Annotated in this window: 28 protein-coding genes and 1 pseudogene; 23 read left to right on the top strand and 6 right to left on the bottom strand. The window is 43.7% G+C overall.

Translation table 11 applies throughout. The features are described 5' to 3' along the window. Positions 1-26 precede the first annotated feature (26 nt). The 5 genes from NFU07_RS10210 to NFU07_RS10190 all read left to right on the top strand — a co-directional run bounded on the left by NFU07_RS10210 (position 27) and on the right by NFU07_RS10190 (position 4008). Positions 27-680 (top strand): hypothetical protein, encoded by a 654-nt coding sequence (locus NFU07_RS10210; RefSeq protein ID WP_251477669.1) that lies wholly within the window; start codon positions 27-29, stop codon positions 678-680. Between the two features lie 12 nt (positions 681-692). After that, positions 693-905 carry a hypothetical protein gene (locus NFU07_RS10205; protein ID WP_235198043.1) on the top strand — a complete coding sequence of 71 codons (213 nt, stop codon included), beginning with the start codon at positions 693-695 and terminating at the stop codon, positions 903-905. 99 nt (positions 906-1004) lie between these two features. Further along, the gene (locus NFU07_RS10200) at positions 1005-2273 is read left to right on the top strand and encodes an acetyl-CoA hydrolase/transferase family protein (protein ID WP_251477667.1); all 1269 of its coding nucleotides are present in this window, start codon (positions 1005-1007) and stop codon (positions 2271-2273) included. A gap of 132 nt (positions 2274-2405) precedes the next feature. Continuing rightward, positions 2406-2840 carry a MarR family winged helix-turn-helix transcriptional regulator gene (locus tag NFU07_RS10195; RefSeq protein WP_251477665.1) on the top strand — a complete coding sequence of 145 codons (435 nt, stop codon included), beginning with the start codon at positions 2406-2408 and terminating at the stop codon, positions 2838-2840. After that, positions 2833-4008: an MFS transporter gene (locus NFU07_RS10190; RefSeq protein ID WP_251477663.1), complete on the top strand. Its 1176-nt coding sequence runs from the start codon at positions 2833-2835 to the stop codon at positions 4006-4008. The genes NFU07_RS10195 and NFU07_RS10190 overlap by 8 nt, the downstream gene beginning before the upstream one ends. Positions 4009-4050: 42 nt before the next feature. Here NFU07_RS10190 and NFU07_RS10185 read toward each other — a convergent pair whose 3' ends face one another. Together NFU07_RS10185 and trhA are read right to left on the bottom strand one after the other, a co-directional pair. Then, on the bottom strand, positions 4051-4830 hold the full coding sequence (locus NFU07_RS10185; RefSeq protein ID WP_251477659.1) for a 2-keto-4-pentenoate hydratase: 780 nt from the start codon (positions 4828-4830) through the stop codon (positions 4051-4053). A 126-nt stretch (positions 4831-4956) separates the two neighbouring features. Then, entirely contained in the window at positions 4957-5604 is a 648-nt protein-coding gene (trhA, locus tag NFU07_RS10180; RefSeq protein WP_235198047.1) for a PAQR family membrane homeostasis protein TrhA, read from the bottom strand. 139 nt (positions 5605-5743) lie between these two features. Here trhA and NFU07_RS10175 point away from each other — a divergent pair, with 139 nt between their 5' ends. After that, entirely contained in the window at positions 5744-6319 is a 576-nt protein-coding gene (locus NFU07_RS10175; protein WP_251477656.1) for a DUF1836 domain-containing protein, read from the top strand. Further along, positions 6316-6762, top strand: coding sequence for a YaiI/YqxD family protein (locus NFU07_RS10170; protein ID WP_235198049.1), 447 nt, complete (start codon positions 6316-6318; stop codon positions 6760-6762). The genes NFU07_RS10175 and NFU07_RS10170 overlap by 4 nt, the downstream gene beginning before the upstream one ends. Positions 6763-6831: 69 nt before the next feature. Here the strand turns inward: NFU07_RS10170 and NFU07_RS10165 are convergent, their stop codons facing one another. Beyond that, complete coding sequence (locus NFU07_RS10165) at positions 6832-7935, bottom strand: S-layer homology domain-containing protein (protein WP_251477653.1); 1104 nt, start codon at positions 7933-7935, stop codon at positions 6832-6834. Between the two features lie 230 nt (positions 7936-8165). On the opposite strand from NFU07_RS10165, the gene NFU07_RS10160 reads away from it, so the two are divergent. Next, a complete protein-coding gene (locus NFU07_RS10160; RefSeq protein WP_251477651.1) occupies positions 8166-8879 on the top strand; it encodes a type 1 glutamine amidotransferase domain-containing protein in 714 nt (237 codons plus the stop codon). Between the two features lie 2 nt (positions 8880-8881). Here the strand turns inward: NFU07_RS10160 and NFU07_RS10155 are convergent, their stop codons facing one another. After that, positions 8882-9754, bottom strand: coding sequence for a glycerophosphodiester phosphodiesterase family protein (locus NFU07_RS10155; protein ID WP_251477649.1), 873 nt, complete (start codon positions 9752-9754; stop codon positions 8882-8884). A 330-nt stretch (positions 9755-10084) separates the two neighbouring features. Here NFU07_RS10155 and NFU07_RS10150 point away from each other — a divergent pair. The 6 genes and pseudogenes from NFU07_RS10150 to NFU07_RS10125 all read left to right on the top strand — a co-directional run bounded on the left by NFU07_RS10150 (position 10085) and on the right by NFU07_RS10125 (position 14297). Further along, a pseudogene (locus tag NFU07_RS10150) lies at positions 10085-10297 on the top strand (isoprenylcysteine carboxylmethyltransferase family protein). Between the two features lie 98 nt (positions 10298-10395). Continuing rightward, positions 10396-10674, top strand: coding sequence for a hypothetical protein (locus NFU07_RS10145; RefSeq protein WP_235198053.1), 279 nt, complete (start codon positions 10396-10398; stop codon positions 10672-10674). Between the two features lie 93 nt (positions 10675-10767). Next, on the top strand, positions 10768-11865 hold the full coding sequence (locus NFU07_RS10140; protein ID WP_251477647.1) for an AI-2E family transporter: 1098 nt from the start codon (positions 10768-10770) through the stop codon (positions 11863-11865). Positions 11866-11973: 108 nt separating this feature from the next. After that, positions 11974-12765 carry a transporter substrate-binding domain-containing protein gene (locus tag NFU07_RS10135; RefSeq protein WP_251477645.1) on the top strand — a complete coding sequence of 264 codons (792 nt, stop codon included), beginning with the start codon at positions 11974-11976 and terminating at the stop codon, positions 12763-12765. 162 nt (positions 12766-12927) lie between these two features. Beyond that, on the top strand, positions 12928-13572 hold the full coding sequence (locus tag NFU07_RS10130; protein ID WP_251477643.1) for an amino acid ABC transporter permease: 645 nt from the start codon (positions 12928-12930) through the stop codon (positions 13570-13572). Continuing rightward, positions 13569-14297, top strand: coding sequence for an amino acid ABC transporter ATP-binding protein (locus NFU07_RS10125; RefSeq protein ID WP_285835954.1), 729 nt, complete (start codon positions 13569-13571; stop codon positions 14295-14297). The genes NFU07_RS10130 and NFU07_RS10125 overlap by 4 nt, the downstream gene beginning before the upstream one ends. 172 nt (positions 14298-14469) lie before the next feature. On the opposite strand, the gene NFU07_RS10120 is transcribed toward NFU07_RS10125, so the two are convergent. Next, positions 14470-14913: a peptidylprolyl isomerase gene (locus tag NFU07_RS10120; protein WP_251477642.1), complete on the bottom strand. Its 444-nt coding sequence runs from the start codon at positions 14911-14913 to the stop codon at positions 14470-14472. A 75-nt stretch (positions 14914-14988) separates the two neighbouring features. Continuing rightward, positions 14989-15780, bottom strand: coding sequence for an SDR family oxidoreductase (locus NFU07_RS10115; RefSeq protein ID WP_251477640.1), 792 nt, complete (start codon positions 15778-15780; stop codon positions 14989-14991). Positions 15781-15958: 178 nt separating this feature from the next. On the opposite strand from NFU07_RS10115, the gene NFU07_RS10110 reads away from it, so the two are divergent. The 9 genes from NFU07_RS10110 (at position 15959) to NFU07_RS10070 (ending at position 23460) form a co-directional block, all read left to right on the top strand. Next, positions 15959-16945 (top strand): NAD(P)/FAD-dependent oxidoreductase, encoded by a 987-nt coding sequence (locus tag NFU07_RS10110; protein WP_251477637.1) that lies wholly within the window; start codon positions 15959-15961, stop codon positions 16943-16945. Positions 16946-17189: 244 nt separating this feature from the next. Next, positions 17190-17969 carry a 3D domain-containing protein gene (locus NFU07_RS10105; protein ID WP_251477634.1) on the top strand — a complete coding sequence of 260 codons (780 nt, stop codon included), beginning with the start codon at positions 17190-17192 and terminating at the stop codon, positions 17967-17969. Positions 17970-18177: 208 nt separating this feature from the next. Then, a complete protein-coding gene (locus tag NFU07_RS10100) occupies positions 18178-18936 on the top strand; it encodes a gluconate 2-dehydrogenase subunit 3 family protein (RefSeq protein WP_246809475.1) in 759 nt (252 codons plus the stop codon). A gap of 18 nt (positions 18937-18954) precedes the next feature. Next, on the top strand, positions 18955-20667 hold the full coding sequence (locus NFU07_RS10095) for a GMC family oxidoreductase (RefSeq protein WP_251477632.1): 1713 nt from the start codon (positions 18955-18957) through the stop codon (positions 20665-20667). 89 nt (positions 20668-20756) lie between these two features. Further along, positions 20757-20960, top strand: a complete 204-nt coding sequence (gene tatA, locus NFU07_RS10090; protein ID WP_052653396.1) for a twin-arginine translocase TatA/TatE family subunit — start codon at positions 20757-20759, stop codon at positions 20958-20960. A 10-nt stretch (positions 20961-20970) separates the two neighbouring features. Continuing rightward, positions 20971-21834 carry a twin-arginine translocase subunit TatC gene (gene tatC / locus NFU07_RS10085; RefSeq protein ID WP_251477629.1) on the top strand — a complete coding sequence of 288 codons (864 nt, stop codon included), beginning with the start codon at positions 20971-20973 and terminating at the stop codon, positions 21832-21834. 168 nt (positions 21835-22002) lie between these two features. Further along, positions 22003-22476 (top strand): GNAT family N-acetyltransferase, encoded by a 474-nt coding sequence (locus NFU07_RS10080; RefSeq protein ID WP_235198064.1) that lies wholly within the window; start codon positions 22003-22005, stop codon positions 22474-22476. Between the two features lie 64 nt (positions 22477-22540). Continuing rightward, positions 22541-23047, top strand: coding sequence for a GrpB family protein (locus NFU07_RS10075; RefSeq protein ID WP_251477626.1), 507 nt, complete (start codon positions 22541-22543; stop codon positions 23045-23047). Next, positions 23047-23460, top strand: a complete 414-nt coding sequence (locus NFU07_RS10070; protein ID WP_251477623.1) for an NUDIX hydrolase — start codon at positions 23047-23049, stop codon at positions 23458-23460. The genes NFU07_RS10075 and NFU07_RS10070 overlap by 1 nt, the downstream gene beginning before the upstream one ends. The last annotated feature ends 23 nt before the right edge of the window (positions 23461-23483 follow it).

The raw sequence follows: 23483 nt of genomic DNA, 5'->3' as shown, positions 1-23483 counted from the left end.
GATCACTTTTCGGAAGGAGGGTGCATATGGATACCATTCTCTATTTTTTATTTACAGCTGCTTATATCGGACTGGTTATATGGGGGTTGAGCCGGCAGCGCTCGTGGAATTTCATGTCATTCATCTATCTCGTACTGCTTGGATTGATCTATGATAATGGCATGATTGCACTCGGAAAATTCATCGGCGAAGGTCCGCTTCTGGAAAATTTGAGCTTGCTGCGTTTTTGGAGCCATGCTTTATTGACGCCTACTTTAGTGTTGTTTTCTTATGGTGCCTTGCGGGAAGCTGGAGTAGAATGGAGCAGGAAGAGGATAATCGGTGTCGCAGCGATCCTCTATACCGTCGCTTTGATAGGGATCGAACTGCTGCTTGAAACGGTGGGCATGGAGTTGGCGCTTGAAAAAGAATACGGCGTTTTGCGATATGTGTCTGCCGATCCGGCATCCGGACCGCCTATCATGGTTTTACTTGTTTCAGTGGTGCTTATTGCAGCAGGGGCGGTTCTATGGAAAAAGCGTGGATGGAAATGGATGCTGGTGGGAGCAGTTGTTATGACAATCGGCAGCGCGGTGCCTATCCCGGTGGATAGCTCAGCAGCAACGAATGCATTTGAACTTTTCTTATTAACAACATTGGTCTGGACCAAAGTGCATTTGGAACGACGACGCCATACATGAAGGAGCATAGCTATGAAAAATTTTACGGTTAAAACACGCATTATCTATTTTGCGATCATTGCACTGGTCAGCATCGCTTTCTTTGTTCTGCAATTATATGCGAACTCAGGAGGAGACTATGGAATAGGTTCCATTGTCGTCTTGATCCTTTGGGGATTGCTTGCGGCTTTTGGAATTGCAGGGCTTATTTTCACCCTTTCAAAACGGGACCGTCATAAAAAATGACGGTCTTTTTTTGAATAGAATGGCTATTTCGCCTTTAAAGAGAACTATAGGAAATATGATAAAATTTAGATATCCAGAGAGTCGGGAGTGAACCAATAAATGACGAAAAAATTGAGTGCGCAAGAAGTGGTTGGCTTAATCGATCAAGGGGCAGATATCATCATTCCGATCGCTAACGGCGAACCGATCCATTTGCTTGATATATTAGAAGAACATGCAGACCAGCTGCAAGGAGTAAAAATCCATCAAATGCTGGCTTTGCGCAATCGCCCTTATATCGAAGGCGCATACGAAGGCCTTAAACACGTTTCTTATTTTCTAAGCGGTGCTACACGGAAAGTCTATCAACAGGCGAAGATGGAACTTGTCCCGAATAATTTCCACGAAGTTCCACGCATGCTGCAAAAAGTGACGAAGATGTCGATGATGATGACGGTCGTGTCGCCAATGGATGAGCATGGATTTTTCACTATGGGGACACAGGCTGACTACGTTTCTGAATTTGTTGGAAAAGTCCCGTTCATCGTAGAAGTGAATGACCAGATGCCGAGAACTTATGGGCGCAATCAAATCCATATCAGCCAAATTGCAGGTTATGTGGAATATAACGCGCCATTGACTGAAGAAAAAGCGTCGCCGATTGGGGATAAAGATCTTTTGATCGCTTCTTCTGTGATCGAAGACATTAAAGACGGCGACACGTTGCAGATTGGCATCGGCTCAGTCCCAAATGCCGTCATCAGTATGTTGAAAGACCACCGCCATCTGGGCATCCATACCGAAATGCTGCCAGATGGCATTGTGGATTTGGTGGAGGCGGGAGCAGTAGACGGCACACGCAAATTTACAAATCCGGGGAAAATCGTCGCGACTTTTGCATACGGTTCTAAGAAACTGTATGATTTCATCGACGACAACCCGGTTGTCGAATTCTTGCCGGTAAGCATTGTCAACGATCCACGGGAAATTGCATTGGAAAAGAACATCGTTTCCATCAACGCGACAACGGAAGTCGACTTATTCGGCCAATGCGCATCTGAAACCGTTGGAGGCAAATACTATTCTTCAAGCGGCGGCCAAATCGACTTTGCCCGCGGCGTGCGTTTTGCTGAGAACGGCAAAGGCTACATCTGCATGACGTCAACAGCGAAGAACGATGAGATTTCCCGCATTAATCTTCAATTGACGCCTGGATCGGTCGTCACTACAGGCAAAAATGATGTGGACAATATCGTGACGGAATACGGAATGGCCCGCTTGCACGGCGTATCCATTTCAGAACGGGCGAAGCGCCTCATTTCAATTGCGCATCCGAAATTCCGTGATGAATTGCTGTTTGATGCAAAAAAACAAGGAATCATCATCTAATATAAAAGCGGTCAATGAGAGCCTTTCCTTAAGAAATTAGGGAAAGGCTCTATTTTGCGATTAGATGAACTATACAAGAGAAATAAATTACTATATACTTACCTAAGTAAGTAATTGCAAGGGCGGTTGGATATGCAAAAGTTATTATTTCATGAAATTCATCAGAAGTCGCGGCTTTCTGTTAAAGAAGTAAACGAAGCACTTAAAGAATTTGATCTATACAGCACCCAATGGTCGATTCTATTTTGCATCAAACAATTTGGTTCCATGACACAAAAGGAGATTTGGCAATACTTGAATGTTGAGGCTCCGACGGTCACAAGAACAGTGGCGCGGCTTGAGGAAAGCGGCTGGGTTGAACGGAGAGAAGGGGTGGATAAACGGGAGCGCATCGTTTATCTGACCGAACGTGCGGAAGAAGCAGTGCCGCAAATTACGAAGCGCATCTTGGAAGTGGAAGAGAAGCTTGTCTCTTCACTGACCGAAAATGAGCAGGCCCAGTTAATCGGGCTGCTCAAAAAAATAGGCAACGAAGCTGGACAAGAAAAGGATGTAAGCCATGACTGAAAAAAGACCGATTTGGACAAAAAGTTTTATCAATATCGCAGTTAGTACCTTTTTTATTTTCACTGTATTTTATGCACTATTAACGTTTCTGCCGATTTATGTAATGAATGAACTGGGCGGCACAGCGGCTCAGGGCGGATTGGCTGTTTCGGTATTTTTAGTATCCGCCATCATTATGCGGTTTTTTGCCGGAATGATTTTGGAGAAGTACGGAAAAAGAAGAATTTTGATCCTCAGTGTGCTGATGTTCGCGGTCAGCACCATTTTATATGTTTTCATTAATGATTTTACCTTATTGTTATTTCTCCGGTTTTTCCACGGAATTTGGTTCAGCTTGGTGACGACAGTCGGCGGAGCAATTGCAGCAGATATCGTGCCGCCTGAACGCCGGGGAGAAGGTCTCGGATATTACGGCATTGCCATGAATATCGCAATTGTCGCTGGCCCATTCATCGCTTTGACGCTGCAGCCATTAATGGCTGCAAAAACGATTTTCATTGTTTTCAGCATGATTATGATCATCGGCTTTTTCTGTGCATTGGCGGTAAGAGTGGAAGAAGCGCCGACGTTGGTTCGGGAGAGCAAACATAAATTCACTTTGCAGGACTTTATCGAAACAAAGGCATTGCCGATAGCAAGTGTCGGATTTTTTGTTTCTTTCGTCTATGCGAGCATCGTGTCGTTTATCTCGGTTTATGCAGAATCATTAGGGTTGCTGAAAACAGCGAGCTATTTCTTCTTGGTTTACGCCATCGCCATGCTGCTCATCCGCCCATTCAGCGGCCGGATTTTCGATAAGCGAGGTCCGCATATCGTCATTATTCCTTCCTGCATCATGTTTGCCATTGGCCTGTTTTCGTTAAGCATTACGCAATCGCCATGGATGCTCCTGTTATCTGGAGCTTTAGTGGGCTTTGGGTACGGCACATTGCTGCCAAGTTTCCAAACGCTTGCCATTCAAGCCGCAGACAAACACCGGAGCGGCTATGCGACTGGTACATTTTTTGCTTTCTATGATTCAGGACTGGCAATCGGGACAGCTTCGCTCGGCATCATCGCCGTTTCGCTCGGTTATTCGAACCTGTATTTAGTGTTAGCGGCTATGGTTCTGTTGATCGCTGTTTATTATCTGTGGATTATGAAAGGCCGCATTGCTTCAGCCGAATAAATTAAAAGGCGCCCTATTAAACGGGGCGCCTTTTTTCGCGGATTAAATTACATTCAAGGAAACTTCTCCGATTCCTTCATAGCTCGCTGTGTAGACGCCTTTTTCAAGCTTTTTCGGCAGGATGAAAGTGCCCGAGGAAATCGACATGCCTTTTTCAACGGTTAATCCGTGTTTAGCCAGTTCTTCTGTCAGCCATTTGACAGCATAGACGGGATGTTCCAAAACCGCTTTTGAGGAGTCCGCAGCGATTTCCTCTCCGTTGAAAGTCAATCGGCCTTGAATATCGGCAAGGTCCTCAAAGCGGAGCCCGCTTTTTGGCTCGCCAACGACGATTTTTCCTGCTACGGCACTGTCGGCAATGACTTGGCCGAGTGAGAGCTTCGGAAACCAATCGTCAAAACGGGAATCCGGTACTTCGATTCCAGGAGCTACAAGCGTTTTTTGCAGAATCGTTTCGACATCATCTTCTGCCGACAATTCTTCTTGTACAATGAAAATCAATTCGAGTTCAATTAAAGGCGAGCACATTCCATCGAGTTCAATCGTTCCTTCTGAAAGAGCTGAAGTCGTCAAAGCTCCGTATAAAGGTGTATCGGAATGGAAAAGTTCCTGGGTTTCCTTACTCGTCAAACTGATTTTATACCCTTTTAATTCTTCATTGGCTTCAGCGGCTTTTTTGGCGGTTAACGCATGCTGGATGCCGTAAGCTTTTTCTTTTTCAAGAAAAGCGGGAATTTGGTCTTTTGAAAGCGGCTTTCTATGGATGTAGGCTTCAAATAAGGCATCAGCCAATCGCTGATCGTTCAAGTCAAATTGTTCCATTGTCTCTCTCCCTCCGGAATTATTAGAATAATCATATCATTTAATTTCGAAGAAAGCAGGGAGGATAAGAAAAGGAGTTGTCCAAAAGTAATTTGGAACAACTCCTTTTGCAGCGATAGACTTTTTTTATAGAACGTAGAAGTAAACCGAAAGGAAATGGCAAAGGCTGCCTGCCAAAATGAAGAGGTGGAAAATCTCATGGAAGCCCAAATACTTGGAAGAAAGAAAATCGGGTTTGAGCCCGTAGATGATTCCACCGACTGTGTAGAAAAGCCCTCCTGCAACGAGAAGCACGAGACCAGGGACAGACAAACTGTCTGCTAGAGGGACGACTGCAAAAATAATGATCCATCCCATGGCGATATAGATGGCAGTGGATAGCCAACGCGGAGAATGGAACCACACCATCTTAAAGAGAATCCCGCTGATTCCGAGTACTGCCACGATTGTAAAAAGAAGAGTTCCGAGCTTGCCGTTTAATGCGATCAAGCAAAAAGGAGCATATGATCCAGCGATCAAAGCGAAAATCATGGAATGGTCCAACTTCCGCAAAAACGCAATGACGGATGGCTTGGCGAGAGCGCTGTGGTAAATCGCAGAGGCCGAATAAAGGCAAATCAAGCTCACTCCGAAAATAATGACCGAACTCAAATGTGATGCCGGCGCTTGATCATAGGCAGCCTTTATCACCATAGCAAGCAAAGCTATAAAAGATAGAACGGCACCTAAAAGGTGGGATAATGCATTAAAAGGTTCGCGTATGTAAGTTTTCATTATAATATGCTCCTTGTCTTATGTAGTTATTGAAACTACTTAAGATAATACTCTTATTTAATTCGACGGTCAAGCTTGGAGGATATTGAATAATCATGTAGAATGAAAAGTAATAACTGACAGGGCGAAGGTGAAAGATGTGGCTGAAATAAAAAAGCTGGCAGAAGGTTTGGCACTTGATAAAACCATCCTTTTAGAAGATATACCCAAAATTGACTTATATATTGATCAAGTCATTCAATTGTTCGAAACGAGCTTTGCGGAAACGAAAAGAACGGGCGAAGAGAAAATCTTGACGAAGACCATGATCAATAATTACGCCAAAGGGAAATTGTTTTATCCTGTGCAAAATAAGAAGTATACACGCAATCATATTATGTTGATCCACCTGATTTACCAGATGAAAAGCGTGCTATCGATAAATGATGTAAAGCAAGTATTGGATGGTTTGAATGAACGGGCGGAAAAAGAGCAGCTGAATTTAGAGAGTTTTTATGAAAGTTATTTGCATATCCAACAAGGCGGTGTCGACTTTTTCAAAGAAGGGCTCGACCGCCAAGCAGACTTGGCAAAGAAAGAAGCGGCTGCCATGGAAAATCCGGATGAATTGGAACAGGTTTTGCTAATTGCCTCTCTTGTGCATACGAGCAATTTATACAAACGAGCAGCTGAAAAATTAGTGGATGATTTGGTGGAACGGAGGAAATTGCGATGACGAAAGTATTGATCGATGCAGACGGTTGCCCGGTTGTGGATTTGACGATCGCTTTGTCCAAGCAATTCGAGCTGCCGGTTCTGCTGATCTGCGATACTTCCCATATTATGCAGCGCGAGGGGGCGGAAACGATTACGGTATCCAAAGGTGCGGATGCAGTCGATTTTGTCTTAGTCAACCGTGTAAAAAAAGGAGATGTAGTCGTTACGCAAGATTACGGTTTAGCTGCCATGGTTCTTGCGAAAAAAGGGCATCCGATCGATCAAAATGGCCGAATCTACTCATCGGAAAATATTGATCAATTGCTTCACGGCCGCCATGTCGCTAAAAAAATTCGGCAAAGCGGCGGCCGCATGAAAGGCCCCAAAAAAAGAAAGCCGGAAGACAATGAAAAATTTCAGCAAAGTTTGGTGGAATTATTCAAAGAGATTGTTTCTGAATAACGAAATGCTCCGGGAAATTTTATCCCGGAGCATTTCGTTATGCGCTTATATAAATTTGCTTCAATCGTGTCAGATGGTCCAGCGATTATTCACAATTGCGACCAAGATCCATTTGCCTTCGCTGTTTTTCTCAAAGACCATATTCAGGTTTTGCCAGTCCATGTATTCAAATTCTACCGAACCGGCGTTATAGAATTCGACAATGGTTGCATTCGGGAAACGTTCTGTAATCTGCTCTCTTGTCATCGGCTGATCCGTCCGTCCATACCGTTCTTTTTTCTGGTAAGCAGCGTCCATCAGGTATTCATCATAATATGCTGCCGGTGTTAGCCGGATGGGGAATCCGCTGCCATCTTCAAAGCCCCATTCATATTCCTGCTGGTCTGCCATAAAAGCACTTACTTGGTTTTTGGAGAATGTGAAGCCATTGCCATTCAAACATCCGCCGCTGTAAGGGCAGAAAACAAGCCCTTTCGAAGAGCTTACATATTTGGCAACGTCGTTAAATTTTTTGCCCTGCAAAGCGCCTAAAATCTCGTTGGCAGTGGCAAGCAATTCGCGTTTGTCTTCAATGAAAGTAGGTTCAATGGCCCGTGCAAGGAAAGCAGCGAATTGAGCGCGTGTGACAGGGTTTGAAGGCCGGAACCGGTTGTCCGGGAAACCTTTCGCGACGCCTTGATGGGCAAGCCTTGCTACAGCTTCATTCGAAACGGTATTTGGTCCCATATCCAAAAATCCGGAAGGTGGAGCAGCAGGGAAATCAAAAGCCCGGTCAAGGATCATCGCAGCTTGGCCGCGGTTCAGATGGGCGTTCGGCCGGAACGTATTGTCCGGAAAGCCGAAAATGATGCCTTCTTTTACGCCAGAGTCGATATAGCCTGAAGCTGGGTGGCCGGCACCTACATCTTTAAATGGCGTTTTGCGTTTTGTGCCATCCAGTTCGAGTGCACGTCCGATCATTACAATGGCTTGGGCGCGGCTTACTGTGGCATTGGGCCGGAATGTTCCGTCATCGTAGCCGGACACAATTCCTTGTTCGTGGAGATAGATGATTTCGAAGGCGAATCCATGGGTCGCTGGGACATCATCAAAAGTTACGACAGCGGAAGCGGGAAGAGAAAACATACTGAAAGCAAGGATGATAGAGGCTGCAAACGACAAGAGCGTTTTCATCTTTAATCCCTCCCTAGTTACTGCAATTTTAACACAAATACGAGCGGAAATATATAAAAAGACTGTATTTTCTGACAATATAAGTGTTTATTTAAACCTTTTAGACAGAGGCACATCCTCTTTTTTATTTGTAATAAGGCAAAGTGGAAAATGTGCCGCTGATTCACGTTTTTCTTCATTTAGGAAAGGGAATACGAAGAAAAAGATCTGAAGCAGGAGAGGGGATTTCGATGGATAAATTACTGATTGCTGTAACCAATCATGCAGCTCTTGGAACGAAGGGGAAGAAAACTGGGTTATGGCTGAGGGAACTGACAGATTTTTACCATGAAGTGAAAAATGATTTTGAAGTGGATATCGTCAGCACCTCACACGAGCGGGTTCCGTTGGATCCAAGAAGTTTAATGGCGGTTCTGACAAATAAAAAGACACGTGCTTATTACCAAAATGATGAGCTGATGGACAAGGTGAAAAATCCGAAAGTGCCCGAAGAAGTAAATGCCGCTGACTATGCTGCTATCTATTTTGCAGGCGGACACGGAACGATGTGGGATTTCCCGGATAACACAGGCCTGCAAGATCTTACAAGAGCGATTTATGAAAACGGCGGGATCGTTTCAGCTGTTTGCCACGGACCGAGCGGACTACAGAATGTAAAGTTGTCGGATGGAAGGTATCTGTTATCTGGACACGTCGTCACTGGGTTCTCAGATCGGGAAGAAAAATTGATGGGCTTGTACAAGCACATTCCTTTTTCGCTCGAACAGGCATTAAAAGAACGCGGCACTTTATACAAACAAGCTTCTCTTCCAATGGCTGCCTGTGTGCTGCAGTCAGGCCGACTGATTACAGGGCAGAACCCGGCATCGGCACAAGGAGTTGCGCAAAAACTTGTTGAACAATGGCCGAAACTGAAGCACGAAGCTGCCGCGCACAGAGAGTAGGATTAGGCTTTGCTTTTCCATCTCTCAGCGTACTCCATAATTTCAGCAGCGTAATCTGTCTGGATGATGTTCATGTGCTGATCTAAAAACCAACCCCAGCCTTTATCTGGTTCCAATAGAGACAATGAGTCCGTATGATGGGCATTTTCTCCATTATCGAGTGCATTGACCCACACATTGCTGGCACTTCGCATTTTCGCCAGAACAGGTTTTGAAACCACTTCATCTGTTTCATACGCAAAGAGAATTTCGATTGCTAAAGGTGAAATCCGAGTTATTAATTCGTCCAATTCCTGAAGATTGCGGTCTTGTAGTTTGTGCATATAATGCAACGGCTTCGGTTTCGAATGTAAAAATGCGGCGACTTTTGCGATGGGTTCGCCGCTTTTCAATAATACATGGTCGAATGTGCCAGTTTCTTCAACCAAATCGTAAATTTCTTCGCGGTATTCCCATGCCTTATCTAGATTCAGTAAAGCTCGGCCTTTTGCCAAAAGAAGCACTTCTTTAAGCGTCGGTATTTTCTCATTGGTGAGTTTTGCGCCAATGCCTCCACTTTTTTCCTTTAAAAATAGTTTTTGAAGCTGTTCCAAAGTCAGTTCGGAAATCCTGCCTTCGCTGTTTGTCATACGATTGACTGTGATATCGTGCATAACGATTAAATGTCCATCTTTAGATCGCTGGATATCGATTTCAATGATGTAAACATTTTGCCTGAAGCATTCTTGAAAAGCCTTAATGGAATTTTCAGGAACATTTCCGCAGATTCCTCGATGCGCCGCTGCGAAGAAAGGATGGGATTTACTGGCAAGTGCACTAAAAAAATCAGTGAAATTCTTGAAGCCGGAAAGAGGCTTGTATTGTTGAATTGCCATACTGATCCCTCCTTACTTTTTTAATAGATTACTCAACTTTTCCCATAGCGAGAGGTCTTAAACGTTTATTTCGAAATGAGTCAACTAACTTAAAGATTATTGGAAATAATTTATTGAAATAACGGAAGTCGATAAAACCAAAGAAGTTATCTGCAGCCATTCAATCAAAAGGACGGTTTTAAAAACGGTAAAAGCAGGAGGGGATAGAAGTTTCTTACATGGGGGGATCTAGGGAGTGTTTGACTGCTTTTCTTGATGATTTTCATTTTCGCCCAAATTTTACGTGTGTGGGCGCTCGCTTCTTTGGGAACGTTTTAGAATACTCAAATATTGGTTCTTCCTGGCGCAGAAAAAGTAAAGAGCGGTCCTTACCGCTGGATTTCGCATCCGAATTAGGTGGTAGTAGCACTGGAAATCGCTTCGCTTCCACTCATATTCGGCGCATGGCGTACAGCTGTCCTATTCAGTATTGCTAATGCATTGCTTCTTTTGTTCGTGCGGATTCCAGCTGAAGAAAAAGCGCTGCAACAATTAAACGGCTAGCATCAGCAAAAAAATCTTTTCAATGAGTAGTTAAAAAGTAATTTTAAGGGTATACAGATTAGAAGACAGTTTATCAGTTTCTATTTGGAGGGGTATAAATGAAAAAATCAACAATGAATACAGTAATCGGCAGCGCTTTGGCAGCGGCTGCAGGAATTTTTGTTTTTAAAGCGTATCAGGAAAAAAACAGCGTAAAGGTTCAAGAAGACTCGGACATGCGCAATAGTGTAGAAGCTGACCGCCGTGAAAGTGTAGAAGCGGATCTGGACCCAGCTGAAAAAGGCTTAACACAATTGGATTCTGCTTACCGTGATGAATGGCAGGCAAACGGATTCCCACAAACTCATAGAGAAATGAAAGAACTTGAAGAAGAATAAACATTCCGGCAAAAGAGTGAAAGCGGAGGCAACTCTTGCTTTCGCTCTTTTTTGCTGGAATTTTTAAATTGAACTAAGAAAGGAGGGCTTTTCATGTGGATTAAGAAACCGTTTTTTGAGTATGCAACTGGCACTTTATTAATCGTTATTATTTTATTCTTTTTAGGAAAGATCGACTACGCTTTTTGGCCATTCAAAGTGATTATTGCGACTGTCTTTGCGCCAATCGTAATCGCTGGCCTTCTGTATTATATTCTGCGTCCATTATTGAAGCTGCTGACGCGCTACATACCGAAGCTAGCAGGAATTGCCCTTATTTTTTCCTTGATAGCGATTGTCTTGGTGTCGGTCACTTATTTCTTCGGTCCTCTATTAAAAGACCAAGTGACAAGTCTCGCAGAGCTGGCGCCGGAAACAATCGAAGAAGTGACAGCGGATTCCGATGAAGCTGTGTCTGAGTTTGAGTTTGCCGGAGTGACCGGAACGGAGTTGAAGAGCTACTTAACTTCCTATGCGGAAAATTTATCGGATGGTTTAATGGAGAACGTTATGGGGATTCTTGGCATGCTAATGAATATCGCTGTTGTCTTGATCGTTGTGCCGTTCATTCTTTTCTTCCTATTGAAGGACGATGAAAAACTGAACCCTCATTTAATGAAGTATCTTCCAGATGAACATCGGCTTGAGGGAAGGAAATTATTGCGGGATCTTGATCAGACACTCTCCGACTATATTGTCGGCCAAGCGATTGTCGCGTTTACAGTGGGCGTATTGATGTACATCGGCTATATCATTATCGGCCTGGATTACGCCTTAACACTGGCAGTCTTTGCAATGTTCTTGATTATCGTACCGTTTTTAGGGCCGTTAATCGGCATTATACCAGCCATATTTGTCGCTTTAATGAGCGGTGAGCCGCTGATGGCCGTAAAAGTTCTCATCGTGCTTTTAGTGGTTCAGCAATTAGAAGGGAATTTGGTCACGCCGAATATTATGGGAAACCGTTTGAACATCCACCCGTTGACGATTATTCTTTTGCTGTTGATTGCTGCTGCGCTTTATGGCTTTGTTGGTATTTTAATCGCTATTCCATTATATGCAGTATTAAAAACGGTAGTTCATAACCTCCGTTTATTCATCCGGTTACGAAAAAAACGTCAAATATCAAAAGAAGTAGCTGAAAAGAACTAGACAACTAAGGAATTAGTTGTCTATTTTTTATTTTGAAGGTTCTGATTTGTAGAATATTATGATATATTGTTGAAGAGATGAATTTCATCACATAAAGGGGGAAATGATTTGAAAAAGATTAGTTTATTAATGCTTCTTATGGCAGTCATGCTAGTTATTGCAGCTTGTGGATCAGATGATTCGGCTGATGATTCAAGCGGTTCGTCAGGAGATGGCGGAAGCGAAGGCACAAAGTATACAGTTGGTATCGATACTACATATCCACCATTTGAGTTTGAAGAAGACGGCGAATACACGGGGATCGACATTGATTTAATTACAGCAATTGCCGAAAACCAAGGTTTCGACATCGAATTCAGCCCAATGGATTTCAGCGGAATTATTCCAGCTTTGCAAGCAGGCCAATTGGATATTGCAATTGCTGGAATGAGTATTACAGATGAGCGTAAAAACGTAGTGGATTTCTCAGATCCTTACTTTGATGCAGGATTGACTTTAGTTGTTTCATCAGACAACACGGACATTGAAACTTTAGAAGATCTAGAAGGCAAAACAGTAGCGGTTAAAAGCGGAACAACTGGAGCGGAATTTGCAAGAGCGAACGAAGGCGAATATGGCTTCACGGTTTCTCAATTTGAAGACAGCCCGTCTATGTTCCAGGAAGTTTCAAATGGCAACGCAGATGTTTTAATTGAGGATTATCCGGTTATCGCTTATGCGATTTCTGAAAGTGGATTAGACTTGAAGACGGTTGGGGAGCGCTTAAATGGTGACCAATACGGAATCGCTGTATTGAAAGGCGAAAATGCAGATGTTTTAGAACAAATCAATACAGGTCTTCAAGAATTGCGTGACAGCGGAGAATACGATGAAATTCTTGGCAAGTACATCGCAGAATAAGAACGGGTTGCAGCGCGCATTTGTGCGCTGCATTTTTTATACAGCATAGAAATTTGATTTGCGCATTTGGTGTCTAGACTTCAGCGCCCAGCCCTCGAGGTGACCTTAACCCTATCAAGGCTAGTTGGGCGCTTGCGCTTTTCTTATAAAGGAGATATGTCGATGGATACGATTAGAAATGCCTTTCCTTATTTGATGGAAGGGTTGCAAGTCACGCTTTATATCTTTGTCATTGCCATTATTCTCGGCTTCCTGATCGGTTTGCTAGTCGCTTTGCTTAGACTTGCGCCGATTAAAATATTGAATTGGATCGCTAAAATCTTTGTGGATGCCATTCGGGGTACACCGTTTATCGTTCAATTATTCTTCATTTATTTTGGATTGAATTCCCTTGGGTTTTTCTCGCTGGACAATACGACAGCTGGAATCGTGACTGTAGCCATCAACGCAGGAGCGTATTTCTCGGAAATTATTCGGGCGGGTATCCAGTCAATTGACAAAGGGCAGACGGAAGCAGCACGTTCACTTGGGCTGAATGCTACGCAAAACATGCGTTTTATCATTTTGCCGCAAGCATTTAGAAGAATGCTGCCAACCATTACGAACCAAGCCATCATCTCTTTGAAAGATACGTCGCTCTTATCGGTAATCGGAATTGCAGATTTGACGCAAGAAGGGCGGATCCAAGCCAGTGCCACATTTGATGCTTTTAACGTGTATTTAATTGTCGGCATCATTTATTTCGTGGTCATCTATTTGCTTTCGATGCTGGCTAGTTTTGTGGAAAGGAAGTTTGTATTGCGATGACAATGATCAGAGTAGAGAACTTGAAAAAATCGTTCGGTAAGTTGGAAGTATTGAAAGACATCAGTACAGTGATTGAAGAAAAAGAAGTGGTGTGCGTCATCGGTCCATCCGGATCAGGAAAAAGTACGTTTCTCCGATGTTTGAACCGTTTAGAGGATATTACCGGGGGACATGTGTATATCGAAGGCGTCGATATCACCGAACCGAAAAATGACATCAATAAAATTCGCCAAGACGTTGGAATGGTATTTCAGCAATTTAATTTGTTCCCGCATAAAAGCGTGCTCGAAAATGTCACCTTGGCACCAATGAAATTGAAGAAGAACGATAAAAAAGCGATTACAGAAAAAGCGTATGAACTATTGGATAAAGTCGGCTTGCGTGAAAAAGCGAATGTCTACCCCGGCCAATTATCTGGTGGACAGAAGCAGCGGGTGGCGATCGCCCGTGCACTTGCAATGGATCCGAAAATCATGCTTTTCGATGAACCGACTTCTGCACTCGATCCGGAAATGGTGGGAGATGTGCTGGATGTCATGAAGCAATTGGCTTTAGAAGGAATGACGATGGTCGTTGTAACGCATGAAATGGGCTTCGCACGTGAAGTGGGCGACCGCGTCATGTTCATCGACGGAGGCTATATTGTCGAAGAGAATGTGCCGAGTGAATTGTTCGGAAATCCACAGCACGAACGGACGAAATCGTTCTTAAGCAAAGTATTATAGAAAACACGCATTGTGCGTGTTTTTTTATGGAGATTTTCGGTTAGAAGCGTATTTTATGAGCATTGGGGCGTATTCGGCTGGCTTCTGTGCGTATTTGCGGGATACCTGTGCATATCTAGAAAAAATCATAAAAAAGCCCGGCTTGATTATTCAAGCCGGGCCATTCGCTCTCTTATTCTTCGTCGAACACGTGGACTTTCGTCATTTTGTCGCCGTTTTTCATTGCACGCGCGATTTTCACGCCAGCTTCGTCAACTTTACCGAATACTGTGTGTACGCCGTCAAGATGCGGTTGTGGTTCATGGACGATAAAGAACTGGCTAGATCCAGTGTCTTTGCCGGCATGTGCCATTGAAAGGCTGCCTGCTTGGTGCTTATGCGGGTTGCCTTCAGTTTCGCATTTGATTGTTTTGCCGCTGCCGCCAGCACCAGTGCCGGTGGGGTCGCCGCCTTGGCTTACGAAGCCAGGAATTACGCGGTGGAATGTTACGTCGTTATAGAAACCTGAGTTTGCAAGTTGCTCAAAGTTCGCTACAGTGTTTGGTGCTTCATTTGGGAAAAGTTCGAAATTGATGATTTCGCCGTTTTCCATGTGGATGTGACCTTTTTTAGCCATTAAAAACATCTCCTTTTGAATTGGTTCATTTTCCAGTATATCGATTTTTCGGTTAGCTGTATAATCATTTGCCGTTTAGAGTGCTTTCAACAAGCCGCCTTCAATGACCAATGATTGACCTGTCATATACGTATTGGCGGAGGAAGCGAGGAATACCACGACTTTCGCGAATTCTTCCGGCTGCCCGTAGCGCCCGATTGGGAGTGCTGCTTGCTTCTGTTTCGTAAGTTCTTCGATTGGAATCTGCTGCTTATCGGCTTCGAGCTGATCAAGCTCGGTGATCCGGTCTGTCTGTATGCGGCCGGGGCCGACGGTGTTGACCAATATATTATCGTTTGCAACTTCGCGCGCTAGAGTTTTGGCAAAGCCGACCATTCCGGCGCGGAAAGTATTGGACAGAATCAACCCATCTATTACTTCTTTTGTGGAAGATGAAGAGATGTTAATAATCCGCCCGAATTGCTGTTCTTTCATAGAAGGAAGTACAGCGCGAGTTGTGCGGATATAAGACAATAGATTTTGTTCAAATGAAGCGTACCAGTCTTCATCTCCAACATCGTTGAATCCGCCTGCTTTCGGTCCGCCTGTATTATTGATGAGAATATCAATCTTGCCGAATTCACCAAGTATCGCTCCAAAGAAAGAGGCGATATCTTCCTCTTTCGACATATCGCAAACTTTTGAATGCACGGAAGCACCCGGAACTTGCTGTTTAATCTCCCTGCCCGTTAAATCCAGATCTTTCTGATGTCTGCTCGAAATGATGACAATCGCGCCTTCTTTCGCAAATTCCAATGCGATGGCTTTTCCCAGCCCTTTGCTGGAAGCCATAACGACAGCCACTTTGTCCGTTAAACCTAAGTCCATTTGTCTCCATCCTTTCTCCATTGCTCTCCCATTCAGTGTACGGAAAAAACATATAAAATGCAGTTAATAAACTAAATTATTCGACTTTTAAATTTTCAATTTCAATCAATAGTCTGATTGCGTGAAATGGGGGACAATATGATAGGATATAATTATTGAGTAGATTAGGAGTGTTGAAATGGAAGAGCGTGAAATTTTTGATATAACGATCATTGGCGGCGGTCCAACTGGCTTATTTGCTTCTTTTTATGGCGGCATGAGAAAAATGAAAGTAAAAATTTTAGACAGCTTGCCTCAATTAGGCGGCCAGCTGACTGAATTATATCCTGATAAATTTATTTACGATGTCGGCGGATTTACAAAAGTTCTGGCGAAGGATTTAGTAGACAATCTTGTCGTCCAAGCAAATTACGGAGATCCTTCCATTTGTTTAGAAGAAACGGTTTCCACTGTTGAACGTCAAGAGGACCATTTTGTAATCCAGACAGACAAAGGTTTGCATTACACGAAGGCTATTCTTTTAACTGCTGGAGTAGGGGCATTCCAGCCCCGCAAATTGGGCGTTGAAGGTTCTGAAGCGTTTGAAGGTACTTCTCTGCATTACGGAGTTAAAGATTTAACCATGTTCAGCGGGAAGAAAGTGGTCGTCCTTGGCGGCGGCGACTCGGCTGTTGACTGGGCTATGATGCTCGAGAACGTGGCATCCCATGTTACATTAAGCCATCGCAGAGACAAGATGACTGCACATGAGGCAAACATTGACACGTTGATGGAATCGAAAGTTGAGATTAAAAAACCTTATGGCGTCAAGGAATTGGTCGGCGAGAACGGGCAAGTCCGTGAATTGGTGCTGATTGACAAAGAAGGCAACGAAGAACGCCTCGAAGTGGATCACGTCATCGTCAACTATGGCAATATCACTTCACTTGGGCCAATCAAAGAATGGGGCCTTGAAATGGAGAAAAACTCCGTGGTCGTAAATTCAAAAATGGAAACCAGTGTTCCAGGAATCTACGCAGCAGGAGATATCGCGACGTATGAAGGAAAAGTGAAGCTGATTGCGGTGGGCTTCGGTGAAGCGCCAACAGCGATCAACAATGCAAAAGCGTATTTGGATCCAAAATCGAAGATCCAGCCGCTTCACAGTACAAGCGTATTCAAATAAGAAAAAACGGAGGCTCAGAGAAGCTTCCGTTTTTTTGTGCTGAAAATGCCGGTTTTTTCAACGAAAAACATAAAAATGTAAATAAAACCCTTATTTCGTTGGCGAAATCAGATTTATTACAGATTGTAATATAGAAGAAGATGACGTAACGTAATTGTTATTTTATATCTGTCGGTTTGTCATTGTCTTGAAATCTGTGGGTGGTATGATGACTCCTGTTAGTGAAAAGGAGGAAATTCATTTTATGAAGAAGCAAATCATTACACTAACTGCAATTGCAGCATTAAGTGTAGGAGCAGCCAGCCAAGCTAGCGCTCAATCATCTTATACAGTAGAATCCGGTGACACGCTGTGGAGTATTTCACAAGCGCAGAACGTTTCAGTAGAACAATTAAAGGGATGGAACGATTTATCATCCGACATCATTTATCCAAGCCAACAGCTTGAAGTTGCATCAGAAGAAAAGGTTGAAGTGTCACAAGAAAAGTCTACATACACTGTAGCAAGTGGCGACACCCTATTCAAAATTGCACAAGCCCATGGTATTTCACTTGATACGCTAATGAGCTGGAACGGAATTACAGGACACTGGATTTATCCTGGCGACAAATTAGTAGTCAGCGGCGGATCTCCAATTTCTGTGCCGAAAGCACCTCAAGAAGCAACCCCGGCAAAAACGGCATCTCAAGCAGCTCCTGCTAAAACAGCAGCACCTGCAGCATCAGAGCAATCTGGTAAAGAAATGACGGTTTCAGCTACAGCTTATACAGCTTATTGTGCAGGATGCTCTGGCGTAACTGCAACAGGAATCGATCTTCGTTCAAATCCGAACCAAAAAGTCATTGCCGTAGATCCAACTGTCATCCCGCTTGGTTCAAAAGTTTGGGTTGAAGGGTACGGAGAAGCAATTGCCGGCGATACTGGCGGCGCAATCAAAGGAAACAAAATCGACGTTTTCATCCCGACTCAAAGCGGAGCTTTGGACTGGGGACGCAAATCCATCAACATCAAAATCTTAAACTAATATAGTACATGCTACAAAGCCGAGGTGACCATTCCCTTGGCCTTTTTTTATGGAAAATAAAAGAGCGGAAGCCCGCAGTAGAGCCGTTTAGTCTGTTTCTTTCTAAAAAATTCAAAACTTTTTTCTCACAATGCGTGTATTTTTTTTTCAAAAGGGTATTATACGAAAATATTCATTAGTTTTAATTTATGAAAAGGGGGCAAGGAAAATGGCAAAAGAAACTAAAAATTATTCAAGGCGCGACTTTCTGAAGACTTCAGGAATTGCGACAGGAGCTCTTATCGGCGGTGGAATTATCGGCGGTCTTATTGGCGCGAATTCAAACAACAACAACGCTTCATCCAATGCACCGGCCCCAAGTGGGGAACAGCACGGGGAAGGGTCAGCCGGCGGAGTCAGAGGATTAATGTTCTTTAAAAATGATGCTGAATTCCAAATTTTAGCAAATGCCACAGAACGTATTTTTCCGGAAGACGATCTTGGACCAGGAGCCATTGGACTCGGGGTGCCTTATTTTATCGATAAGCAATTGGCAGGAGCCTACGGCGAAAATTCAAAAGAATATATGCAAGGACCGTTTGAAGAAGGCCAAACTACGCAAGGCTACCAGAGCCGCCTGAAGCGAAATGAAATGTTCCGCCAAGGGCTGCAATTAATGCAGCAGGAAGCGCAAAGCCGCTTCGAAACGGATTTCGTAGAGCTTGAAGGAGAGCAGATGGATGAAATTTTAACAGCGTTCCAGGAAGATGAAATCGAAATGAAAGGTGTTTCGGCTTTGTTTTTCTTTAAATTACTGCGCATGGCGACGCTTGAAGGAGCCTATGCAGATCCAATCTATTCAGGCAATGAAGGAATGGAAGGCTGGAAAATGAAAGGCTTCCCAGGGCATCAGGCTTCCTATATTAATCAAATTGAAAGCGAAGAATATGTAGAAATCGAACCGAAATCTCTCGGTATGCAGCATTAACAAGGAGGGGGAATCTTAATGGTCACAACTTTGGATAAAGTGGACGTCGTAACAGTCGGAGTAGGCTGGACGGGCGGCATTGTTGCTGCTGAATGTGCAAAAGAAGGACTGAAAGTCGTGGGCCTCGAACGCGGGCGGGAACGCGGAACGGAAGATTTCGCGATTGTCCATGACGAATACCGCTATGCGGTCCGTTATGAATTGATGCAGGATTTGTCGAAAGAAACGATTACGTTCCGCAACAGACGGGACCAAAAAGCCTTACCTATGCGCCAAATGGGTTCATTTTTGCTCGGAGAAGGCCTTGGAGGATCTGGTACGCACTGGAATGGCCAAAACTGGCGTTTCCTGCCTTATGATTTTCAAATCAAGACAATGACAGATGAGAAATATGGAGCCAATAAACTTCCTCCTGAATACACAATTCAAGACTGGGGCATAACTTATGATGAGTTAGAGCCTTATTTTGATCGTTTTGAAAAGACCGCAGGCATCTCCGGGGAAGACAAAAATCCATTCGCTGGCAAACGCTCAAGCGATTACCCGACTCCGCCAATGAAAAAGACGCCGATATTGAAAAAGTTTGAGTCAGCAACAACTAATCTCGGCTATTCGCCGTTTATGATGCCGTCCGCAAACTTATCTGAAGCTTATGAAAATCCGGATGGCCAGCAAATCAATGCTTGCCAATACTGCGGTTTCTGTGAACGCTTCGGCTGTGAGTACGGAGCGAAAACTTCACCGGAAATTACGGTCGTCCCAACGGCAAAAGATACAGGGAATTATGAAATTAAATTTAATTCAAATGTAGTGGAAATCATGAAAGAGGGAGACCGGGTAACAGGAGTCCGTTATTTTGACACCGTAACTTTCGAAGAATTTATCCAGCCGGCAGAAGTGGTGGTATTGACCAGTTACATGCTGAACAATGCAAAACTTCTCATGGTATCAGAAATCGGCGAAATGTACGATCCGGAAACTGGAAGAGGAACGCTGGGCAAAAACTATGGCTATCAAATCCTTCCAGGAGCATCCGGCTTCTTTGATGAGAAGATGAATGTCTTCATGGGCGCTGGCGCGTTAGGAATGACCATTGATGATTTTAATGGCGACAACTTTGACCATAGCGATTTGGACTTTATCCATGGAGCGAGCCTGTCGATTACCCAAACCGGGAACCGGCCAATTTTAACGAATCCTGTTCCGCCGGACACGCCGTCATGGGGAGCGGATTTTAAGAAAGCATCAATTGAAAACTATCCGAGATCGTTATCGATTGGTGGACAAGGAGCTTCCATGCCGCATCGTGATAATTACATGTCCTTGGATAGCACATACAAAGACATCTACGGCGTGCCGCTGCTTCAACTGACTTATAACTTTACCGATCAAGATCGTGCGCTACATGCCTATCTGTCAGAGCGAGCGGCAGAAATCATGCAGGAAATGGGAGCGAAAACGGTAGTAGGAGGGAGCCCGATTTCCGATTACGATATCGTTCCTTACCAGACTACACATAATACCGGCGGCACAATTATGGGAGCAGAGCCTGAAACTAGTGTAGTCAATAACTACCTTCAGCATTGGGATATGGAAAATCTTTTCGTAGTAGGAGCAGGAAACTTTGCACATAACGGCGGATACAATCCAACCGGAACAGTAGGCGCTCTTGCTTATCGCTGCGCAGAAGGAATCATCAATTACAGCAAAAACGGAGGATCGCTAGTTTAAAAAGAAAAGCGGAAGCTAGGCGCTGGAGTCTGGACAAAAGAATAGCGGATTGAAAGATTATTTAAGCAAGAAAAAGGAGGAGACATCTTATGGGCGGCTTAGCATCAATTGGAGTTCCAGGATTGATTATTATTTTGGTGATTGTTCTGATTTTATTTGGACCGAGAAAATTGCCTGAAATCGGTGGGGCAGTCGGCAAAACTTTATCGGAATTCAAACGTTCTGCAAAAGACATCATGGATGACGACGAAAAACCGGAAGTGAAAGAAGAAACAAAATCCGAAAAAATTTGAAGGTGGTTAAATGGATCCGTATGGCGAACGCAAATTAGTCAGCCCGCTGCATAAAAAAGCGGTACAGCCAGAAATCCCTGCGGAGAAGATTCCAGAAGCCTCTGCTGCAGAAATAGCTGCAACAGAGCCGCCGACGGAACCGTCTAAAGGGCCTTCTGAAGAACCAGTAGAAACTTTAGTGGACCATCTAGGGGAATTGCGCAAGCAATTAATCAAAAGCGCTTTTGTTTTTCTGTTCTTTCTCCTATTGGTCTTTTCAACTTTGAATTTTTGGTTTCCATATGTGGTAAGAGGGCATGATTTGGTAATTCTTGGACCGCTTGAAATTATTAAATTCTACACCTCGATTTCTGTCACTTTGGCACTCGGTTTATCATTGCCATTTTTAAGCCATTTCCTTTGGCAGTTTGTAAAGCCGGGGCTGAAAGAAGAGGAATCGAGATTTCTCGGCTTGTATTCACCCGTCATGCTTCTATTATTCATACTGGGCATAGCATTTGGCTACTTCATTTTAAACCCATTAAGCTATCAATTTCTTGTAGGTCTCGGAGCTGCAAATTTTGCAGTGATGATTTCAGCAAGTGAGTATGTCCATTTCTTGATCATGACGACGGTTCCGTTAGGGTTATTATTTGAGATGCCGATTGTAGCCTTATTCTTGTCATCTATCGGCATTTTAAGTTCCGTGTCTATGAAGAAAGTAAGGAAATGGTCTTATCTTGTACTCGCTATAGTCTCGGCATTGATTACTCCACCGGATTTTATCAGCCAATTGCTTGTGCTGATTCCAATGGCTTTGCTTTACGAAGCGAGCATTTATCTGGTGAAAAAAATGGAAGCTAAGAAAGCGAATATCGAATCTTCTGCAGTATAAATAATGAAAAAAGAAGTCTTGGAAATCCAAGGCTTCTTTTGATCTGTTCGAAAATTCGATCTTTTGTGGATTGTTTACTGCTTTTTCGATACACTAAAAGAGCAAGGTGAAAGAAATGTTGGAATCCGTAAGAAATGGCAATTCACGACCATGATGAGGAGGAGCGACATGACAATTAACTTAAAGCAAATAACAGATTTAAAATCGGTGGATGTCTCGAAATTGGTGGAAGAAAGTGAAGCCGAAGGGTATCGCTTTCTTAGAAGGTTAGTCAACCAGTACGAAGATGGCACAAATACATTTAACCAAGAAGGTGAAGTGCTCTATGGCGTATGGGACCATCACGATCATTTGGTTGCGATTGGCGGATTGAACCGAGACCCTTATTCGACAAAAGAAGGTGTCGGCAGGCTCCGGCGCTTTTATATTTCCCCTAGTGCCAGACGCCAAGGCATTGGCACCAAACTATTAAAAGAAATCATTAATTATGGGCGGGGCCATTTTAAAGAGATCGTAGTTCGTACGGACTCTTCAATGGCAGACGCGTTTTACCGGGCCAATGGATTCTCAGCAGACCTGGGTCTTCCGGAAGCGACTCATGGAATCACTTTGGATCAAGAGGTATCTAAAGCAGCTCATTAAAAAAAGAAGGAAAAGCGGCTTGCACCTGCAGGCCGTTTTTTACTGTCTGTGAAAGGAGATTCAAATGCGAAAAGTAGAAGTTTGCGACTATCAAAAAGAGTGGGAAGAGCTATTCCAAAAAGAGGCAGCAGAAATCAAGAAGATTCTTGGAGACGACTGTGTAGCAGTTCATCATATCGGGAGTACAGCCGTAAAAGGACTGGCAGCTAAACCCGTTATTGATTTAATGCCAATTGTGAAAGACATTGAAGCTATTGACCGATTCAATCAGGCATTTGAGCAGCTTGGTTATGAAGCTAAAGGAGAAAACGGATTGAAAGGCAGAAGATACTTTCAAAAAGGCGGCGATGTGCGCACGCATCATATACATATGTACGAACGCGGCAACGGTGAAATTAATCGCCATTTGGCATTTAGGGATTTTTTAAAAAAACACCCCAAAAAAGCGGAAAAATATGGTACTTTAAAAAAGGAATTAGCAATGAAATATCCGACAGATATCGAACAGTATATCCGCGGCAAAGAATCGCTTGTAAAAGAAATTGAAAAACAGGCATTGGAGGGCTTTTAATGGAAATGGCAAACTGGAGAGGCGCAGCTGGCGTCTGCGTAAATGATAAAGGAGAAGTCTTGCTGGTCCTGCAAGGGCCGCCGGATGAAGATAAAAAATGGTCAGTGCCGGCCGCAGGACTCGAAGCAGGAGAAAGTCTTCAAGAATGCTGCGAACGTGAGTTTTTCGAAGAAACTGGCCTCTCAGTTTCGGTACATGAGGAGCTGAAAATTAGAAACGGTGAGTACGAAAATTCTGCGGTATCATTCGAAGTGCATTATTTCCGAGTGGAAATCACAGGGGGCGAAATCCGAGTGGATGAAAACGACCCGTGGATTCAAGAAGTAGCTTGGAAACCGATCACTGAACTGGCGGAACTGGATATGGCTTATCCGGATGACCAGGAATTATTTGAATCATTAATGGAACAATAGCTAAAAAATAACGAATTATTTTA

Source organism: Planococcus sp. NCCP-2050, assembly GCF_023708025.1.
GTDB lineage: Bacteria > Bacillota > Bacilli > Bacillales_A > Planococcaceae > Planococcus.
This window is presented reverse-complemented; position numbering and strand designations above follow the sequence as displayed.

Excerpts from the sequence above, each read along its gene's own strand:
- NFU07_RS10210 (WP_251477669.1), top strand. The coding sequence starts at position 27 with ATGGATACCATTCTCTATTTTTTATTTACAGCTGCTTATATCGGACTG.
- NFU07_RS10205 (WP_235198043.1), top strand. The coding sequence starts at position 693 with ATGAAAAATTTTACGGTTAAAACACGCATTATCTATTTTGCGATCATT.
- NFU07_RS10200 (WP_251477667.1), top strand. The coding sequence starts at position 1,005 with ATGACGAAAAAATTGAGTGCGCAAGAAGTGGTTGGCTTAATCGATCAA.
- NFU07_RS10195 (WP_251477665.1), top strand. The coding sequence starts at position 2,406 with ATGCAAAAGTTATTATTTCATGAAATTCATCAGAAGTCGCGGCTTTCT.
- NFU07_RS10190 (WP_251477663.1), top strand. The coding sequence starts at position 2,833 with ATGACTGAAAAAAGACCGATTTGGACAAAAAGTTTTATCAATATCGCA.
- NFU07_RS10185 (WP_251477659.1), bottom strand. The coding sequence starts at position 4,830 with ATGGAACAATTTGACTTGAACGATCAGCGATTGGCTGATGCCTTATTT.
- trhA (WP_235198047.1), bottom strand. The coding sequence starts at position 5,604 with ATGAAAACTTACATACGCGAACCTTTTAATGCATTATCCCACCTTTTA.
- NFU07_RS10170 (WP_235198049.1), top strand. The coding sequence starts at position 6,316 with ATGACGAAAGTATTGATCGATGCAGACGGTTGCCCGGTTGTGGATTTG.
- NFU07_RS10165 (WP_251477653.1), bottom strand. The coding sequence starts at position 7,935 with ATGAAAACGCTCTTGTCGTTTGCAGCCTCTATCATCCTTGCTTTCAGT.
- NFU07_RS10160 (WP_251477651.1), top strand. The coding sequence starts at position 8,166 with ATGGATAAATTACTGATTGCTGTAACCAATCATGCAGCTCTTGGAACG.
- NFU07_RS10155 (WP_251477649.1), bottom strand. The coding sequence starts at position 9,754 with ATGGCAATTCAACAATACAAGCCTCTTTCCGGCTTCAAGAATTTCACT.
- NFU07_RS10145 (WP_235198053.1), top strand. The coding sequence starts at position 10,396 with ATGAAAAAATCAACAATGAATACAGTAATCGGCAGCGCTTTGGCAGCG.
- NFU07_RS10140 (WP_251477647.1), top strand. The coding sequence starts at position 10,768 with ATGTGGATTAAGAAACCGTTTTTTGAGTATGCAACTGGCACTTTATTA.
- NFU07_RS10130 (WP_251477643.1), top strand. The coding sequence starts at position 12,928 with ATGGATACGATTAGAAATGCCTTTCCTTATTTGATGGAAGGGTTGCAA.
- NFU07_RS10125 (WP_285835954.1), top strand. The coding sequence starts at position 13,569 with ATGACAATGATCAGAGTAGAGAACTTGAAAAAATCGTTCGGTAAGTTG.
- NFU07_RS10120 (WP_251477642.1), bottom strand. The coding sequence starts at position 14,913 with ATGGCTAAAAAAGGTCACATCCACATGGAAAACGGCGAAATCATCAAT.
- NFU07_RS10115 (WP_251477640.1), bottom strand. The coding sequence starts at position 15,780 with ATGGACTTAGGTTTAACGGACAAAGTGGCTGTCGTTATGGCTTCCAGC.
- NFU07_RS10110 (WP_251477637.1), top strand. The coding sequence starts at position 15,959 with ATGGAAGAGCGTGAAATTTTTGATATAACGATCATTGGCGGCGGTCCA.
- NFU07_RS10105 (WP_251477634.1), top strand. The coding sequence starts at position 17,190 with ATGAAGAAGCAAATCATTACACTAACTGCAATTGCAGCATTAAGTGTA.
- NFU07_RS10100 (WP_246809475.1), top strand. The coding sequence starts at position 18,178 with ATGGCAAAAGAAACTAAAAATTATTCAAGGCGCGACTTTCTGAAGACT.
- NFU07_RS10095 (WP_251477632.1), top strand. The coding sequence starts at position 18,955 with ATGGTCACAACTTTGGATAAAGTGGACGTCGTAACAGTCGGAGTAGGC.
- tatA (WP_052653396.1), top strand. The coding sequence starts at position 20,757 with ATGGGCGGCTTAGCATCAATTGGAGTTCCAGGATTGATTATTATTTTG.
- tatC (WP_251477629.1), top strand. The coding sequence starts at position 20,971 with ATGGATCCGTATGGCGAACGCAAATTAGTCAGCCCGCTGCATAAAAAA.
- NFU07_RS10080 (WP_235198064.1), top strand. The coding sequence starts at position 22,003 with ATGACAATTAACTTAAAGCAAATAACAGATTTAAAATCGGTGGATGTC.
- NFU07_RS10075 (WP_251477626.1), top strand. The coding sequence starts at position 22,541 with ATGCGAAAAGTAGAAGTTTGCGACTATCAAAAAGAGTGGGAAGAGCTA.
- NFU07_RS10070 (WP_251477623.1), top strand. The coding sequence starts at position 23,047 with ATGGAAATGGCAAACTGGAGAGGCGCAGCTGGCGTCTGCGTAAATGAT.